The organism is Mycobacterium colombiense, assembly GCF_001953985.1.
GTDB classification, from domain to species: domain Bacteria; phylum Actinomycetota; class Actinomycetes; order Mycobacteriales; family Mycobacteriaceae; genus Mycobacterium; species Mycobacterium colombiense_B.
The window spans coordinates 24,862-39,589 of record NZ_MBEI01000050.1; the positions used below are offsets into that span (position 1 = coordinate 24,862).

General features: G+C 67.7%; 14 protein-coding genes. 7 read left to right on the forward strand and 7 right to left on the reverse strand.

Annotation, left to right across the window (positions count from 1 at the left end; all coding sequences use genetic code 11):
• The first annotated feature begins 7 nt into the window (after positions 1–7).
• Genes fadD3 through A5732_RS12845 form a run of 5 tightly spaced genes read left to right on the forward strand, consistent with a single transcriptional unit; the run spans position 8 to position 5,739 of the window.
• Complete coding sequence (gene fadD3 / locus A5732_RS12825; protein ID WP_076102378.1) at positions 8–1,543, forward strand: 3-((3aS,4S,7aS)-7a-methyl-1,5-dioxo-octahydro-1H-inden-4-yl)propanoate--CoA ligase FadD3; 1,536 nt, start codon at positions 8–10, stop codon at positions 1,541–1,543.
• Entirely contained in the window at positions 1,543–2,688 is a 1,146-nt protein-coding gene (locus A5732_RS12830; RefSeq protein ID WP_076051580.1) for an acyl-CoA dehydrogenase family protein, read from the forward strand. The genes fadD3 and A5732_RS12830 overlap by 1 nt, the downstream gene beginning before the upstream one ends.
• Positions 2,685–3,629 carry an acyl-CoA dehydrogenase family protein gene (locus A5732_RS12835; RefSeq protein ID WP_076102379.1) on the forward strand — a complete coding sequence of 315 codons (945 nt, stop codon included), beginning with the start codon at positions 2,685–2,687 and terminating at the stop codon, positions 3,627–3,629. Before A5732_RS12830 ends, A5732_RS12835 begins: the two co-directional genes overlap by 4 nt.
• Entirely contained in the window at positions 3,626–4,576 is a 951-nt protein-coding gene (gene ipdE2 / locus A5732_RS12840) for an acyl-CoA dehydrogenase IpdE2 (RefSeq protein ID WP_076102380.1), read from the forward strand. The genes A5732_RS12835 and ipdE2 overlap by 4 nt, the downstream gene beginning before the upstream one ends.
• Positions 4,573–5,739 carry a pyridoxal phosphate-dependent aminotransferase gene (locus A5732_RS12845; protein ID WP_076051577.1) on the forward strand — a complete coding sequence of 389 codons (1,167 nt, stop codon included), beginning with the start codon at positions 4,573–4,575 and terminating at the stop codon, positions 5,737–5,739. Before ipdE2 ends, A5732_RS12845 begins: the two co-directional genes overlap by 4 nt.
• 17 nt (positions 5,740–5,756) lie before the next feature.
• Here the strand turns inward: A5732_RS12845 and A5732_RS12850 are convergent, their stop codons facing one another.
• Entirely contained in the window at positions 5,757–6,587 is an 831-nt protein-coding gene (locus A5732_RS12850; RefSeq protein ID WP_076102381.1) for an arylamine N-acetyltransferase family protein, read from the reverse strand.
• Positions 6,588–6,794: 207 nt separating this feature from the next.
• On the opposite strand from A5732_RS12850, the gene A5732_RS12855 reads away from it, so the two are divergent.
• Positions 6,795–7,268, forward strand: coding sequence for a hypothetical protein (locus A5732_RS12855; protein WP_076102382.1), 474 nt, complete (start codon positions 6,795–6,797; stop codon positions 7,266–7,268).
• Positions 7,269–7,288: 20 nt separating this feature from the next.
• Here the strand turns inward: A5732_RS12855 and A5732_RS12860 are convergent, their stop codons facing one another.
• From A5732_RS12860 to hsaA, 6 genes are all read right to left on the reverse strand, one after another.
• Positions 7,289–8,149, reverse strand: a complete 861-nt coding sequence (locus A5732_RS12860; RefSeq protein ID WP_076102383.1) for a CHAD domain-containing protein — start codon at positions 8,147–8,149, stop codon at positions 7,289–7,291.
• A 58-nt stretch (positions 8,150–8,207) separates the two neighbouring features.
• Entirely contained in the window at positions 8,208–9,797 is a 1,590-nt protein-coding gene (locus A5732_RS12865) for an FMN-binding glutamate synthase family protein (protein ID WP_436971822.1), read from the reverse strand.
• Positions 9,798–9,909: 112 nt separating this feature from the next.
• The gene (gene hsaB, locus A5732_RS12870) at positions 9,910–10,476 is read right to left on the reverse strand and encodes a 3-hydroxy-9,10-secoandrosta-1,3,5(10)-triene-9,17-dione monooxygenase reductase subunit (protein ID WP_076102385.1); all 567 of its coding nucleotides are present in this window, start codon (positions 10,474–10,476) and stop codon (positions 9,910–9,912) included.
• Positions 10,477–10,486: 10 nt separating this feature from the next.
• Positions 10,487–11,389: an iron-dependent extradiol dioxygenase HsaC gene (hsaC, locus tag A5732_RS12875; protein WP_007772389.1), complete on the reverse strand. Its 903-nt coding sequence runs from the start codon at positions 11,387–11,389 to the stop codon at positions 10,487–10,489.
• Positions 11,386–12,261, reverse strand: a complete 876-nt coding sequence (hsaD, locus tag A5732_RS12880; protein WP_076051571.1) for a 4,5:9,10-diseco-3-hydroxy-5,9,17-trioxoandrosta-1(10),2-diene-4-oate hydrolase — start codon at positions 12,259–12,261, stop codon at positions 11,386–11,388. Before hsaD ends, hsaC begins: the two co-directional genes overlap by 4 nt.
• A 3-nt stretch (positions 12,262–12,264) precedes the next feature.
• Positions 12,265–13,449: a 3-hydroxy-9,10-secoandrosta-1,3,5(10)-triene-9,17-dione monooxygenase oxygenase subunit gene (gene hsaA, locus A5732_RS12885; protein WP_076102386.1), complete on the reverse strand. Its 1,185-nt coding sequence runs from the start codon at positions 13,447–13,449 to the stop codon at positions 12,265–12,267.
• Between the two features lie 158 nt (positions 13,450–13,607).
• Between hsaA and A5732_RS12890 the strand changes: the two genes are divergently transcribed.
• The gene (locus A5732_RS12890; RefSeq protein WP_076102387.1) at positions 13,608–14,690 is read left to right on the forward strand and encodes a ferredoxin--NADP reductase; all 1,083 of its coding nucleotides are present in this window, start codon (positions 13,608–13,610) and stop codon (positions 14,688–14,690) included.
• The last annotated feature ends 38 nt before the right edge of the window (positions 14,691–14,728 follow it).

Consider the following 14,728-nt stretch of genomic DNA (forward strand, 5'->3'; position numbering starts at 1 on the left):
GCATTCGATGACCAACGATCCGCGCACGGTGCCCGCGGCGCTGGATCGTTTCGCGGGCCAGCTGCCCGATCACGACGCGTTGATCACCGACGAACGGTCGTTCACCGCGGCCGCGCTGCGCGACGAAGTGCACCGGGCCGCCGCCGCCCTGACCGACTGCGGCGTGCGGGCCGGCGACCGGGTGGCCGTCTGGTCGCCGAACACCTGGCATTGGGTGGTGGCCTGCCTGGCGATCCACCACTCCGGGGCGGCGATGGTGCCGCTGAACACCCGCTACACCGCCGCCGAGGCCAGCGACATCCTGGCCCGCACCGGCGCGCCCGTGCTCTTCGGGATGGGCCGATTCCTCGGCAACGATCGCATCGCCGACCTGGACCGTGCGGCGCTGCCCGCGCTGCGGCACATCGTGCGGATACCGATCGACGCCGACGACGGAACCTGGGACGAATTCGTCGCGCGCGGCAGCGACCTCGACGCGGTCGCCGCTCGCGCGTCCGCCGTCGTGCCCGATGACGTCAGCGACATCCTCTTCACCTCCGGTACCACCGGCCGCAGCAAAGGCGTGCTGTGCGCGCACCGGCAGTCGTTGTCGGCCTCGGCGGCCTGGGCGGCCAACGGCAAGATCACCAGTGACGACCGCTACCTGTGCATCAACCCGTTCTTTCACAACTTCGGCTACAAGGCCGGCATCCTGGCCTGCCTGCAGACCGGCGCGACGCTGATCCCCCACCTGACCTTCGACCCGCTGCGCGCGCTGCAAGCCATTGAGCAACACCGCATCACGGTGCTGCCCGGGCCGCCCACCATCTACCAGACGCTGCTGGACCACCCGGCGCGCAACGACTACGACCTGAGCTCACTGCGGTTCGCGGTGACCGGCGCCGCGACCGTGCCGGTCGTGCTCGTCGAGCGCATGCAATCCGAGCTCGACATCGACATCGTGCTGACCGCCTACGGGCTGACCGAGGCCAACGGCATGGGCACCATGTGCCGCGCCGACGACGACGCCGTCACCGTGGCCACCACCTGCGGGCGCCCCTTCGCCGACTTCGAGCTGCGCATCGACGCCGACTCACCCGGGGAATCGGGCGAGGTGTTGCTGCGCGGGCCGAACGTGATGCTGGGCTACCTCGAGGACCCGGAGGCCACCGCGGCCGCCATCGACGCCGACGGATGGCTGCACACCGGTGACATCGGCGCCGTCGACGCCGCCGGCAACCTGCGGATCACCGACCGGCTGAAAGACATGTACATCTGCGGTGGATTCAACGTTTACCCCGCCGAGGTCGAGCAGGTGCTGGCGCGCATGGACGGCGTGGCCGACGCCGCCGTGATCGGGGTTCCCGACGAGCGGCTCGGCGAAGTGGGCCGCGCGTACCTGGTGACCCGGCCCGGCGCCCAACTCGACGAACAATCCGTGATCGCTTACACCCGTGAGCATCTGGCGAACTTCAAGGCACCGCGCTCGGTGCGGTTCGTCGACGCGTTGCCGCGCAATGCGGGCGGCAAGGTGGTCAAACCACAACTGCGAGAGCAGGGCTAATGGATCTGGAACTCGACGAAGACACCCTGACCTTCCAGGCCGAGGTGCGGGAATTCTTGTCGGCCAACGCCGATTCGATCCCGACGAAGTCATACGACAACGCTGAAGGCTTTGACCAGCACCGGCATTGGGACCGCGTGCTGTTCGACGCCGGGCTCTCGGTGATCAACTGGCCGAAGAAGTACGGGGGCCGTGACGCGCCGCTGCTGCACTGGGTGGTGTTCGAGGAGGAGTACTTCCGCGCCGGCGCGCCCGGCCGGGCCAGCGCCAACGGCACCTCGATGCTGGCGCCGACGCTGTTCGCGCACGGCACCGAGGAACAGCGGATGCGCATCCTGCCGAAAATGGCCAGCGGCGAGGAGATTTGGGCGCAGGCTTGGTCGGAGCCCGAGTCCGGCAGCGACCTGGCGTCGCTGCGGTCCACCGCCACCCAGACCGACGGCGGCTGGCTGCTCAACGGGCAGAAGATCTGGAGCTCGCGGGCACCGTTCGCCGAGCGCGGTTTTGGGCTGTTCCGCTCCGACCCCGGCGCCGAGCGGCACCACGGGCTGACCTACTTCATGTTCGACCTGAAGGCCCAGGGAGTTACGGTGCGGCCCATCGTCCAGCTGGGCGGCGACACCGGGTTCGGCGAAATCTTCCTCGACGACGTGTTCGTGCCCGACGAGGACGTGATCGGCACCCCGCACGAGGGCTGGCGCGCGGCCATGAGCACCTCGAGCAACGAGCGCGGCATGTCACTTCGCAGCCCGGCCCGCTTCCTGGCCACCGCGGAGCGGCTGGTACAGCTGTGGAAGGACAGGGGCTCCCCTGACGCGTTCGCCGACCGCGTCGCCGACGGCTGGATCAAGGCGCAGGCCTACCGGCTGCAGACCTTCGGCACGGTGACCCGGCTGGCCCTCGGCGGCGAGCTGGGCGCCGAATCGTCGGTGACCAAGGTGTTCTGGTCTGACCTCGACGTCGAATTGCACCAGACCGCGCTCGACCTGCTGGCCGCCGACGGCGAGCTCACCAGCCGGTGGACTGAGGGCCTGCTGTTCGCGCTGGGCGGCCCGATCTACGCCGGCACCAACGAGATTCAGCGCAACATCATCTCCGAGCGGCTGCTGGGCCTGCCGCGCGAGAAGTCCGGGGGCAAGAAGTGAAATTTGCGCTAGACGAACAGCAGCGCGACTTCGCGGCCAGCATCGACGCCGCGCTCGGCACGGCGGATCTGCCCGGCGCGGTGCGCGCGTGGTCCGCGGGCGATACCGCGCCGGGCCGCAAGGTGTGGGAGCAGCTGGCCAACCTTGGCGTCACCGCCCTGGCCGTGCCGGAGAAATTCGACGGCATCGAGGCCCATCCGGTCGACCTCGTCGTCGCCATCGAGCGCCTCGGGCGTTGGTGCGTGCCGGGCCCGGTGGCCGAATCCATCGCCGTGGCACCGGTATTGCTCGCCGCTGACGATCACGCCGAGCGCTGCGCCGGATTGGCGTCGGGTGAGCTGATCGCCACCGTCGCGCTGCCGCCGCAGACACCGCGTGCCGTCGACGCCGACGTCGCCGGCCTGGTGCTGCTGGCCGCCGAGGACGGCGTCACCGAGGCGACACCGGGTGAGGTCCACGAGTCCGTCGACCCCAGCCGTAAGCTCTCCGACGTGACCGCGACCGGTGCGGCGTGGCAAGCAGACGTCAAGCGCGCCTACGAATTCGGCGCACTGGCCACCGCGGCCCAGCTGATCGGCGCGGCCGAGGCGCTGCGCGACGGCGCGGTCGACTACGCCAACCAGCGCACCCAGTTCGGCCGGGCGATCGGCTCGTACCAGGCGATCAAGCACAAGCTCGCCGACGTGCACATCGCCATCGAACTGGCCCGGCCGCTGGTCTACGGCGCGGCGCTGACGATGGACCCGCGCGACGTCAGCGCGGCGAAGGCGGCCGCATCCGAGGCGGGGCTGCTGGCGGCGCGGTCGGCGTTGCAGACCCACGGCGCAATCGGTTTCACCCAGGAACACGACCTGTCACTGTTGCTGCTGCGCGTGCAGGCGTTGCGGTCGGCCTGGGGGACGCCGGAGGAACATCGGCGGCGAGTGTTGGAGGCGCTATGAGTGAAGAACGCGAGCTACTTCGCGAAACCGTCGCCGCCCTGGTGGCCAAGCACGCCGCCCCGGCGGCCGTGCGCGCGGCCATGGAATCCGACCGCGGCTACGACGAATCGCTGTGGCGGCTGCTGTGCGAGCAGGTCGGCGCCGCGGCCCTGGTGATACCCGAGGAGTTGGGCGGCGCGGGCGGCGAATTGGCCGACGCCGCAGCCGTTTTGCAGGAGCTCGGCCGCGCCCTGGTGCCCTCCCCCCTGCTGGGCACCACGCTGGCCGAGCTGGCCCTGTTGAGCGCGGCCGAACCGGACGCCGCGACGCTGGAGACCCTCGCCGAGGGCACCTCGATCGGCGCGCTGGTGCTCGACGCCGACTACGTGGTGAACGGCGATGTCGCGGACGTCGTGGTCGCCGTCGAGGACGGCAAGGTGAACAGGTGGACGCGATTCGGTGCGGAGCCCGTTTCCACCATGGACCCGACCCGGCGCCTGGCGCGACTGACGGCAGAGGAAACCGAGTCGATCGGCACCGACCCGGGGCTGGCGGACAAGGCTGCCGTCCTGCTGGCCGCCGAGCAGATCGGCGCCGCCGAGCGCTGTTTGGAACTGACCGTCGAATACGCCAAGGACCGAGTGCAATTCGGCCGGCCGATCGGCAGCTTCCAGGCCCTCAAGCATCGAATGGCCGACCTGTACGTCACCGTCGCCGCCGCGAAGACCGTCGTCGCCGACGCGTGCGATGACCCCACTCCCACCAACGCCGCCGCCGCCCGCCTGGCCGCCACCGAGGCGCTGAACACGGTGGCGGCCGAGGGTATCCAGTTGCACGGCGGCATCGCGATCACCTGGGAGCACGACATGCACCTGTACTTCAAGCGTGCCCACGCCAGCGCCCACCTGCTGGATTCGTCGCATGAATTGCTTAGGCGACTGGAATCCGAGGTACTCAAGACGCCGTGACCGACCGTGTCTCGCTGCGCGCCGGCATCCCACCGTTTTATGTGATGGATGTCTGGCTGGCGGCCGCGGAACGCCAACGCAGCCACGGCGACCTGGTCAACATGTCGGCGGGCCAGCCCAGCGTGGGGGCGCCTGAGCCGGTGCGCGCGGCCGCGGCCGCCGCCGTGCGTTCGAACGACCTGGGTTACTCGGTGTCGTTGGGCACCCCCGAGCTGCGCGCCGCGATCGCCGCGGACTACCAGCGCCAGCACGGGCTCGACGTCGAACCCGATGCGGTAGTGATCACCACGGGCTCCTCGGGCGGCTTCCTGCTCACCTTCCTGGCGTGCTTCGACGTCGGTGACCGGGTGGCGCTGGCCAGCCCCGGCTACCCGTGCTACCGAAACATCCTGTCCGCGTTGGGATGCGAGGTGGTGGAGATCCCCTGCGGTCCGGAGACGCGTTTCCAGCCGACCGCGCAGATGCTCGCCGAACTCGACCCGCCGGTGCAGGGCGTCATCGTGGCGAGCCCGGCCAACCCGACGGGCACTGTCATCGAGCCGGCGGAGCTGGCCGCCATCGCGTCCTGGTGCGACGCGTCCGGAGCGCGACTGATCAGCGACGAGGTCTACCACGGCCTGGTCTACGAAGGGGCACCGCAGACCAGCTGCGCGTGGCAGACATCGCGAAATGCGGTGGTGGTCAACAGCTTTTCCAAGTACTACGCGATGACGGGCTGGCGGCTGGGCTGGCTGCTAGTGCCGCCCGAGCTGCGCCGCGCCGTGGATTGCCTCACCGGAAACTTCACCATCTGCCCGCCGGTGCTGTCCCAACTCGCCGCGGTGGCGGCCTTCACCCCGGAGGCCACCGCCGAAGCCGACGGCCACCTGCATCACTATGCGACCAATCGCTCACTGGTGCTAAACGGGCTGCGCGGCATCGGCATCGAACGCCTGGCCCCGACCGACGGCGCCTTCTACGTGTACGCCGACGTCTCGGAATTCACCGACAACTCGATGGAGTTCTGTTCAAAGTTGTTGGCAGAGACCGGCGTTGCGATCGCACCGGGCATCGACTTCGACACCGCGCGCGGGAATGCGTACGTGCGACTGTCCTTCGCGGGGCCGACGAACGACATCGAACAAGCGGTGCGACGCATCGGTTCCTGGCTCCCGGCCCGCTAACCGAGCCGGCCCGACGCCTATGCGTCGAGCACCTGCACGATGCGCGCCTCGAGCGCACCGCGGTCGCCGATGCCCGCCACGTCGATGCCGAACCGCTCGCCAAGCACTTCGACGACCGCCGCCGCGTCGTCCAGGCGGATCTTCTCGCTGCCGTCGGCGCGGTGGATGGTCAGGTTCCGCCCGGCCAGGTTGTAGCGGGCGTCCTCGGTTGTCCGCGCGACCGTCAGGCCCGTCACGAAGGCCGACGACGGGTGCGTGGACACGTACCAACTGCCCACCCGCAGATCGACCTGCGGCACGGTCTGGGTGCCGAACACGTAGAGCGGTTGCCACTCGTCCCGGATCAGGGCTTGCAGGACCAGGCCGTCGCCGCGGTCGTTGAGCCGGTACGGCTCGTGCGTGGTCTGCTGGGCGTTGCCGGTCTGCAAGCGAATGGGCGAGGTCAAGGTCTGGCCACCGAACCCGACGTCGACCAGGAACGAACCTTGCGAGCCCGGGAACGTCACCGCCAGCACCGTGTGCGTCTGGGCGCCCAGGGGGCCGTCGGGCGGCAGCATCCAGACCACCCGGCCGGCCAACCGCCGCACCCGGAATCCGATCTCGGTCAGCACGTACCCCATCAGCCCGTTCTGCTCGTAGCAGTAACCGCCGCGGCGACGGCGGACCAGCTTGTCGGTCAGGGCCTCCGGGCTCAGGTCGTCGACCGGTACGCCCATCAGCGGATCGAGGTTCTCGAACGGGATCGACCCCGTGTGCGCGGTCATCAGATCCTGCAGCACCTCGAAGGTCGGCTCGGCGGCGCCGCGGTAGTCGATGCGGTCGAAGTACCCGTCCAGGTCCAGCGTCATGACCCCATTCTGTCCGAGCGGGCGGGTCTGAACATCCTGGTGCGGTCGAATTGCCCCGCTGCCGACTGCGGGCCAAAAGCCCATCGGCCAGACGCGGCTGACCTGGGGGTAACCGTTCGCCTTGTTTGATTCGTGCCCAAGAGGGCAATCGGCTAGGACGGGCCAGCCCGTAAACAGCAAAGATCGATTCATCAGACGGAGCTCGCCATGAATAACAACCAGATCGCCTGGATCGTGATCGCCGCGGTGGCGGTCGTCTTGATTGTGGTCCTGATCATCGTGGCCAGGAGGGCCACGATCCACCGCCGTCAGCGCCAAGCGGCACAGATCCGTCAAGAGGCCGGTGCGCAGACGGAGAAAGTCGAACGCCGTGAAGCGCTTGCCGCGGAGACGGCAGCAAAGGCGCGTGCCGCCCAGGCGGAGGCCGATGCCAAAGCCGCAGAGGCGGCGCGACTGCAGAGCCGGGCGGGAGCGCACCAAAACGAAGCCGCGACATCACGCGAAGAAGTCCAAAAGCAATGGGACCGCGCCGACAAGGTCGACCCGCGGGTCGACGCCGACCGGGGCGCGGCTACGGAGCAACCCGGCGCGCAGCGCGATACCGCGGTCAGCGGGGAGCAGCCGACCGACGCCGATGTGCCCCGGCACGGCAAATCCCCCGACTATCGCGACACGCGATAATCATCGGCGCCCGGTTGCCGTCAGAGCCGGCGGGCATCCTGGCGGCATTGGCGAGCGATCTGCTGCTCGCGCGCATACATCATGCCAAAGGTAAAGCCATTCTCGCCGACCGTGGTCCCCGCCGCCGATCCCATCCTGCGCAGCGCTTCCGCGGCGACCACGGAGTCCTGATGATCGCCCAGCGTGCTTTGAATCCGCTTGTAACGCTTGATGGTTCGTTTGGCACGAATTCGCTTGCCCAAAGAATCGCAGAGTTCGGCGGCGTACCGGGCACGCTTGGCGGCTTTGCGCGCGCGGTGCAGCATGGCGGCTTCTTCCGATTCGAGCGCGGCCGCCAACCGCCGGTCCGCCTTGTGCTGCGCACGGCGCGCCCGCTGTCGCAGCGTTCCGGTCGCCACGGCCCCGGCGACGGGAGGTTCGGTGCGCCAGCGTCGTAGCGCGGTCATCATGCGCTGGTAGCGCGCGGATTCCATTGTCTCGCTGAGGAGTTCGCGTGCCGGTAGCTCGATGGACGCAAAATGACTGCCGATCCGCGATTTGACCGGACCCAGGATCAGTTCGTCGGGCATCCCGTCGAGCACCTGGTCGAACCGGGCGCGTTGGACTTGGCAATCGCGAACATCGCCGAGCAATCCGGCAAACCATTTGAGTTCGGCGTCCATACCCTCGATTTCCGATGCGTCCAGCGCTTTGGCGAACACTCGCAGTGTGCTGCGCAACCGCCGGATCGCTACCCGGGTGTCGTGAATGGTGTCGTCGTCCTCACGATGGCGCAGAGCGACGTCGCCCGCCTCGGTCCGATCGATTTGCGTATTGAGATAGTCGACCAGCGCCCGGGTGCCCCGGGCCGTGCGGGCCTGCGGCGGTGCGGTCGCGTGCATGCGTCATGCGTTCCCTCCCGAGCGCGCGCGAAACATCGGCGTCAGAAGCCAGGCGTCTCTAGAACGTGGTCGGACGCGGCGTACCGGTCGGAGCGAACGTGTCGGGATCGGCCGCTTCCCAATCCGACCGCCAGGTGACGGGGGCTTGATCCAGTAGCCCGCCGATCGGCAGCCATTCGTAAAGCTCGGCGTACGAGCGTTGCTCAAAGGCCGAGATGCGCTTGCGCAGCATGTGGGGGTTCAACATGGATGGGTCGGAGACGCCCATCGACCCCATGATCAGCATCGCCTGGGCGACGGTCGCCCGTTGGTAGCGGTACACGCGCTCGCTTTTGTCGGCGATGTCCAGGGCGCGCGCCCGGGCCGGGTCTTGGGTCGCCACCCCGACCGGGCAGCGGTTGGTATGGCAGCGCTGGGATTGGATGCAACCCGCGGCCATCATCATCGACCTGGCGGAGTTGGTGTAGTCCGCGCCCTGGATGAGACGTTTGACGATGTCGTTTCCGGTCGCCACCTTGCCGCTCGCGCCTATTCGGATGCGGTCGCGCAGGCCCGTGCCCACCAGCGCGTTGTGCACGATCATCAGCCCATCGGTGAGGGGAAGACCAACGTGGTCTTCGTATTCCAGCGGCGCCGCGGCGGTCCCGCCTTCGGCGCCGTCGACGATGATGAAATCCGGCGTCACCCCTTCCGCGAGCATCGCCTTGCAGATGGCCAGCACGTCAATCCTCGAACCGACACACAATTTGAAGCCCACCGGCTTGCCCTTGGCCAACTCACGCAACCGCACCACAAAGCCGATCAGTTCGCGCGGAGTGGCGAACTCCGAGTGTGCCGCCGGGCTGACACACTTCTCGCCCATCGGCACACCTCGGTACTCGGCGATCTCCCTGCTGACCTTCGCGGCTGGAAGGACGCCACCGATACCAGGCTTCGCGCCTTGACTCAGCTTGATCGAGATGCACTTCACCAACTCGTGAGCGGCCTTGTCCGCGAACTGAACTGGATCGAACGCACCGTCCTTGGTCCGGGATCCGAAGTAACCGGATCCGATTTCCCAGATCACGTCGGCACCGCCGAGATGGTACGGCGTCAGCCCGCCTTCGCCCGTGTCGTGCGCGAAGCGCCCCTTGCGGGCACCGTTGTTCAGCGCTCGCAGCGCATTGCCGGACAGCGAGCCGAAACTCATCGCGGAGACGTTCATCAGCGCGATCTCGTAGGGCTGCGTGCAGTCGGGTCCACCGATTCGAACCCGATAGGGTTCCGGCGGCGGTTCGACCGGCGCCGTCGAGTGGACCAGGTATTCGTAGCCGTCCCAATCGATGTCGCGCTCGGTGCCATACGACTGCTCGGCGACCGTGCCCTTGGCGCGCTGGTAGATCAGCGAGCGGACGTCGCGGTCGAATGGCCGGCCGTCGAAGTTGCGTTCAACGAAGTATTGCTGCACCTCCGGGCGCAGCGCCTCCAACATGAACCGCAGATGCCCCAGCACCGGGTAGTTGCGCAGAACGGAGTGCTGGCGCTGGATGAGGTCGTAGCAGCCCACGGCGGCTACCGCCGCAACCATCGCCGCGACGATCCACCAGCCCCACGATCCCGTGATCGCCAGGGCTGCCGATGCCACCGAAACGGCGACGAGCGAAGCCACGCATCCGACTCGAATCAACGACGACCCGCCTTCCCGGGCTGGGGTGATCTACTGTCGTCGTATTACATACCCCGCCCTACCAGTCGTCAGACACGGATACGGCGGGGACGGCTCAGAGCCAGGTGTCCTGCGTGGTGGTGGTCAGGAACGCTTCCAGATCGTCGCGCCACTGCGCCGGCGTCGTCTTGTCCGGCTCGATCCCGGTGTATTCGCCGCGATAGAACAACAGCGGCCGGGGCTTGATCTTGGGTGCCTCCGAAAGCGACTGCACCGCACCGAAAACCACGAAGTGATCGCCCCCGTCGTGCGCGGAAGCCACCGTGCAGTCGATGTAGGCCAGCGACCCGTCGATGATCGGCGAGCCGAGTTCGGAGGGGTGCCAGTCGATCCCGGCGAACTTGTCGGGCTCCTTGGAGCCGAATCGGGCCGAGACGTGCTTCTGCTGTTCGGTCAGCATGTTGACGCAGAACCGGCCGCTCGCCTCGATGGCCTTCCACGACCGGGACACCTTGGTGGGGCAGAACAACACCAGCGGCGGGTCCAACGACAGCGCCGCGAAGGACTGGCAGGCGAAGCCGATCGGGGCGTCGTCGTGCACGGTGGTGATGATGGTGATCCCGGTGCAGAACTGGCCGAGCACGCTACGGAACGTGCGCGGGTCGATCGGCGCGGCAGTCATAACCCCGAAATTACCCCTTGAAGCCGACGCTGAAGTCGTGGCCCCACAGGCTGATCGCGGTGCTCTCCCGGGCGATCCAATCGTCGTCCTCGACTTGCCTTCCCTCGCAGCCGAATTCGACATCGAATCCGCTCGGTGTCTTCATGTAGAAGGACAGCATCAGGTCGTTGACGTGGCGGCCCAGGGTCGCCGACATCGGCACCTTCTTACGCAGCGCCCGGTCCAGGCACAGCCCGACGTCGTCGGCCTCTTCGACCTCGACCATCAGGTGCACGATGCCGCTGGGGGTCTGTCCGGGCATGAAGGCCAGGCTGTGGTGGCGGGGGTTGCAGCCCAGGAACCGCAGCCAGGCCGGCGGGCCATCGGCGGGCCGGCCGACCACCTGGGGCGGCAGCCGCATCGAGTCGCGCAGCTTGAAGTCCAGCACATCCCGGTAGAAGTGCAGTGTCTCTTCGTCGTCGCGGGTCGTCAGCACCACGTGCCCCAGGCCCTGCTCGGCGGTGACGAACTTGTGGCCGTACGGGCTGACCACGCGGCGGTGCTCCAGGGCGGCGCCGTGGAAGACCTCCAGGCAGTTGCCCGACGGGTCGGAGAACCGGATCATCTCGTCGACCCGGCGATCGGCCAGTTCGGCGGCGGTGGCCTCCTTGTAGGGCGTGCCCTCGACGTCCAGCCGGTTCCGGATCTCTTGCAGGCCAGCCGCATTCGCGCACTCCCAGCCCGCCTCGATGAGCCGGTCCTGTTCGCCGGGCACGATCACCAGCCGGGCCGGGAAATCGTCCATCCGCAGATACAGCGCGCCCTCGGTCGCGCCCTTGCCCTCGACCATGCCGAGGACCTTCAAGCCGTACTCGCGCCAGGCCGCCATGTCGGTGGCCTCGATACGCAGGTAACCCAGAGAGCGGATGCTCATCGCGCACCTCCCAGGAAATCGATGGTGAGCTTGTTGAACTCGTCGAACTTCTCCACCTGCGCCCAGTGCCCACATTGCCCGAAAACGTGAAGCTGTGCACGCGGAATGGTTTTCAGCGCGACCAGCGCCCCGTCCAGCGGGTTGACCCGGTCCTCGCGCCCCCAGATCAGCAGCACCGGCTGGCGCAGCCGATGCACCTCGCGCCACATCATGCCGAGCTCGAAATCGGCTCCGGCGAACGACATTCCCATCGCGCGCGTCGCCGTCAGCGATTCGGGCGTGCTGGCCAACTCGAAACGCTGGTCGATCAATTCGTCGGTGATCAGCTTCTGGTCGTAGACCATCACCCGCAGAAAAGCCTCGAGGTTTTCGCGGGTGGGCTCGGCGGAGAACTTGCCCAACCGCTTGACGCCCTCGGTCGGGTCGGGCGCGAACAGGTTCACGCTCACCCCGCCCGGCCCCATCAGCACCAGCTTGCCGGCCCGGTCCGGGTAGTCGAGCGCGAAGCGGACCGCCGTACCGCCGCCGAGCGAATTCCCAATCAGCGGAACGCGTCCCAGACCCAGCTGGTCGAACAGGGCCTTGAGCGCCCGCGCCGCGTAGTGGTTGAACTGCCCGTGCTCGGCGCGCTTGTCGGAGTGACCGTAGCCGGGCTGGTCGACCGCCAGCACGTGGAACCGCTGCGCCAGCACCGGGATGTTGCGCGAGAAGTTCGTCCAACTCGCCGCGCCCGGGCCGCCGCCATGCAGCAGCACCACCGTCTGGTCGTTGCCCACGCCGGCCTCGTGGTAGTGCAGCTTCAGCGGCCCATCCACGTCCACCTCTGCGAAGCGCGAGGTGGACTCGAAGGTCAATTCCTCGGTCGCAGTCATGGCTCAGACCATGGTGTCGCCGGGCGGCAACCCGAACTCGTTGTTCCCGAAAATCTGGTAGGCCCGCTCGGGGTCGTTGGCCGCGTGCACCCGGCCGGCGTGCGCGTCGCGCCAGAACCGTTGCACCGGTTGGTCATTGGCCAGGGCCGTGGCACCGGAAGCCTCGAACAGCCGGTCGATGGAGGCGATCGCACGGCCGGTGGCGCGCACCTGGTCGCGGCGGGCGCGGGCACGCAGGTCGAACGGGATCTCCTTGCCGGCCGACAGCAGCGCGTACTCGTCGGCGACGTTGCCGCTCAGCTGGCGCCAGGCCGCGTCGATGTCGCTGGCCGCTTCGGCGATGCGAACCTTGGCGAACGGGTCGTCCTTGGCCTTCTCACCGGCGAACGCGGCGCGCACCCGCTTGCCCTGGTGCTCGACGTGCGCGTCGTACGCGCCATAGGCCATGCCGACGATCGGCGCCGAGATCGTGGTGGGGTGCATTGTGCCCCAAGGCATCTTGTAGACCGCAGCGGTGTTGTTCTCGTACCCGCCCGCGGTGCCGTCGTTCATCGCCTTGTAGGACAGGAACCGGTGCCGCGGCACGAAGACGTCCTTGACCACGACGGTGTTGCTGCCGGTACCGCGCAGGCCGACGACATGCCACACGTCGTCGATGCGGTACTCGCTGCGCGGGATCAGGAAGCTGCCGAAGTCGACCGGACGGCCGTCCTTGATCACCGGGCCGCCGAGGAACGCCCACGTGGCGTGGTCACATCCCGACGACCAGTTCCACGAACCGTTGACCAGGTAGCCGCCGTCGGTCACCACGCCCGCGCCCATCGGGGCATACGACGACGAGACCCGGGTCTTGGGGTCCTCGCCCCAGACCTCCTCCTGCGCCCGCTGGTCGAACAGCGCCAGGTGCCAGTTGTGCACGCCGATGATCGAGCTCACCCAGCCGGTGGAACCACACGCGCTGGCCAGCCGCCGCACCGCCTCGTAGAACAGCGTCGGATCGCACTGCAGACCGCCCCACTGCTCGGGCTGCAACAGGGTGAAGAAGCCCACATCCTGAAGGTCCTGAACGGTCTCGTCGGGCAGCCGCCGCAGGTCCTCCGTCGCCTGAGCGCGTTCGCGAATCTGCGGGAGCAGATCATCGATGCCAGCCAAAACCGACTGCGCATCACGCTGTTGAATGGACGTCACTTACGTTTGCCTCCTGCGCCAGACTTACTGAGCGGACTTACACCAGAGACTAGAACACGTTCCGATTTGTGTCGAGCAGGGTATTCCTGCGGCTGGTAGCGATACGAATCCGCTTTTCTGTAACATGTTCTAGTTGCAACGAAAGGAAGGGACGGGCCTTGACCGAGGCGATTCCCGACGAGCCTCTCGGCGACCACGTCCTTGAACTGCAGGTCGCCGAGGTCATCGCCGAGACCGACGACGCGCGGTCCCTGGTGTTCGCGGTACCCGACGACGCGGGCGACCCCGCCATCCCGCCCGAGCGGCTACGGTACGCGCCGGGCCAGTTCCTGACGCTGCGCGTTCCCAGCGAGCGCACCGGCTCGGTGGCCCGCTGCTACTCGCTGTGCAGCTCCCCATTCACCGACGACGCGCTAACGGTCACGGTCAAACGCACCGCGGACGGTTACGCGTCCAACTGGCTGTGCGACCACGCGCACAAGGGCATGCGGATCCACGTGCTGGCCCCGTCTGGCAACTTCGTACCCAAAACGCTGGGCGACGACTTCCTGCTGATGGCCGCCGGCAGCGGGATCACGCCGATCATGTCGATCTGCAAGTCGGCGCTGGCCGAGGGCGGCGGGCAGGTGACGCTGGTCTACGCCAACCGCGACGACCGGTCGGTGATCTTCTCCGAGAAGCTGCGCGAGCTGTCCGCCAAATACCCCGACCGGCTCACGGTGTTGCACTGGCTGGAATCGCTTCAGGGCCTGCCCAGCGTGGCCGCGCTGGCCAAGCTGGCCGCCCCCTACACGGATCGGCCCGTGTACATCTGCGGCCCGGGCGCCTTCATGGACTCGGCGAAACAAGCACTGGAAACGCTGAAAGTGCCTGCGCCGCAAATACATATCGAAGTGTTCAAGTCGTTGGACTCGGACCCGTTCGCGGCGGTGAAGATCGAGGACACCGCCGAAGGTGACGAGCCGCCGGCGACCGCGGTGGTCGAGCTGGACGGCGAAACGCACACCGTGTCGTGGCCGCGCAACGCCAAGCTTCTCGACGTCCTGTTGGCCAAGGGCCTCGACGCGCCCTTCTCCTGTCGCGAGGGTCACTGCGGCGCGTGCGCGTGCACGCTGCGCAAGGGCAACGTGAGCATGGAGGTCAACGACGTCCTCGAGCAGCAGGATCTGGACGAGGGCCTGATTCTGGCCTGTCAATCTCACCCGGAATCTGATTCGGTAGAAGTCACCTACGACGAATAGTCGTGCGGTTAAGTTCACCCTGGGGTCAGAGGGAAGGG

What these genes read in the sequence shown, in the direction of transcription:
- ipdE2 (WP_076102380.1), top strand. Translation starts at nt 3,626, where the DNA reads ATGAGTGAAGAACGCGAGCTACTTCGCGAAACCGTCGCCGCCCTGGTG.
- hsaB (WP_076102385.1), bottom strand. Translation starts at nt 10,476, where the DNA reads ATGACTGCCGCGCCGATCGACCCGCGCACGTTCCGTAGCGTGCTCGGC.
- A5732_RS12860 (WP_076102383.1), bottom strand. Translation starts at nt 8,149, where the DNA reads ATGCACGCGACCGCACCGCCGCAGGCCCGCACGGCCCGGGGCACCCGG.
- fadD3 (WP_076102378.1), top strand. Translation starts at nt 8, where the DNA reads ATGACCAACGATCCGCGCACGGTGCCCGCGGCGCTGGATCGTTTCGCG.
- hsaC (WP_007772389.1), bottom strand. Translation starts at nt 11,389, where the DNA reads ATGAGCATCCGCTCTCTGGGTTACCTGCGTATCGAGGCCACCGACATG.
- A5732_RS12830 (WP_076051580.1), top strand. Translation starts at nt 1,543, where the DNA reads ATGGATCTGGAACTCGACGAAGACACCCTGACCTTCCAGGCCGAGGTG.
- A5732_RS12850 (WP_076102381.1), bottom strand. Translation starts at nt 6,587, where the DNA reads ATGACGCTGGACCTGGACGGGTACTTCGACCGCATCGACTACCGCGGC.
- hsaD (WP_076051571.1), bottom strand. Translation starts at nt 12,261, where the DNA reads ATGACTGCGACCGAGGAATTGACCTTCGAGTCCACCTCGCGCTTCGCA.
- A5732_RS12855 (WP_076102382.1), top strand. Translation starts at nt 6,795, where the DNA reads ATGAATAACAACCAGATCGCCTGGATCGTGATCGCCGCGGTGGCGGTC.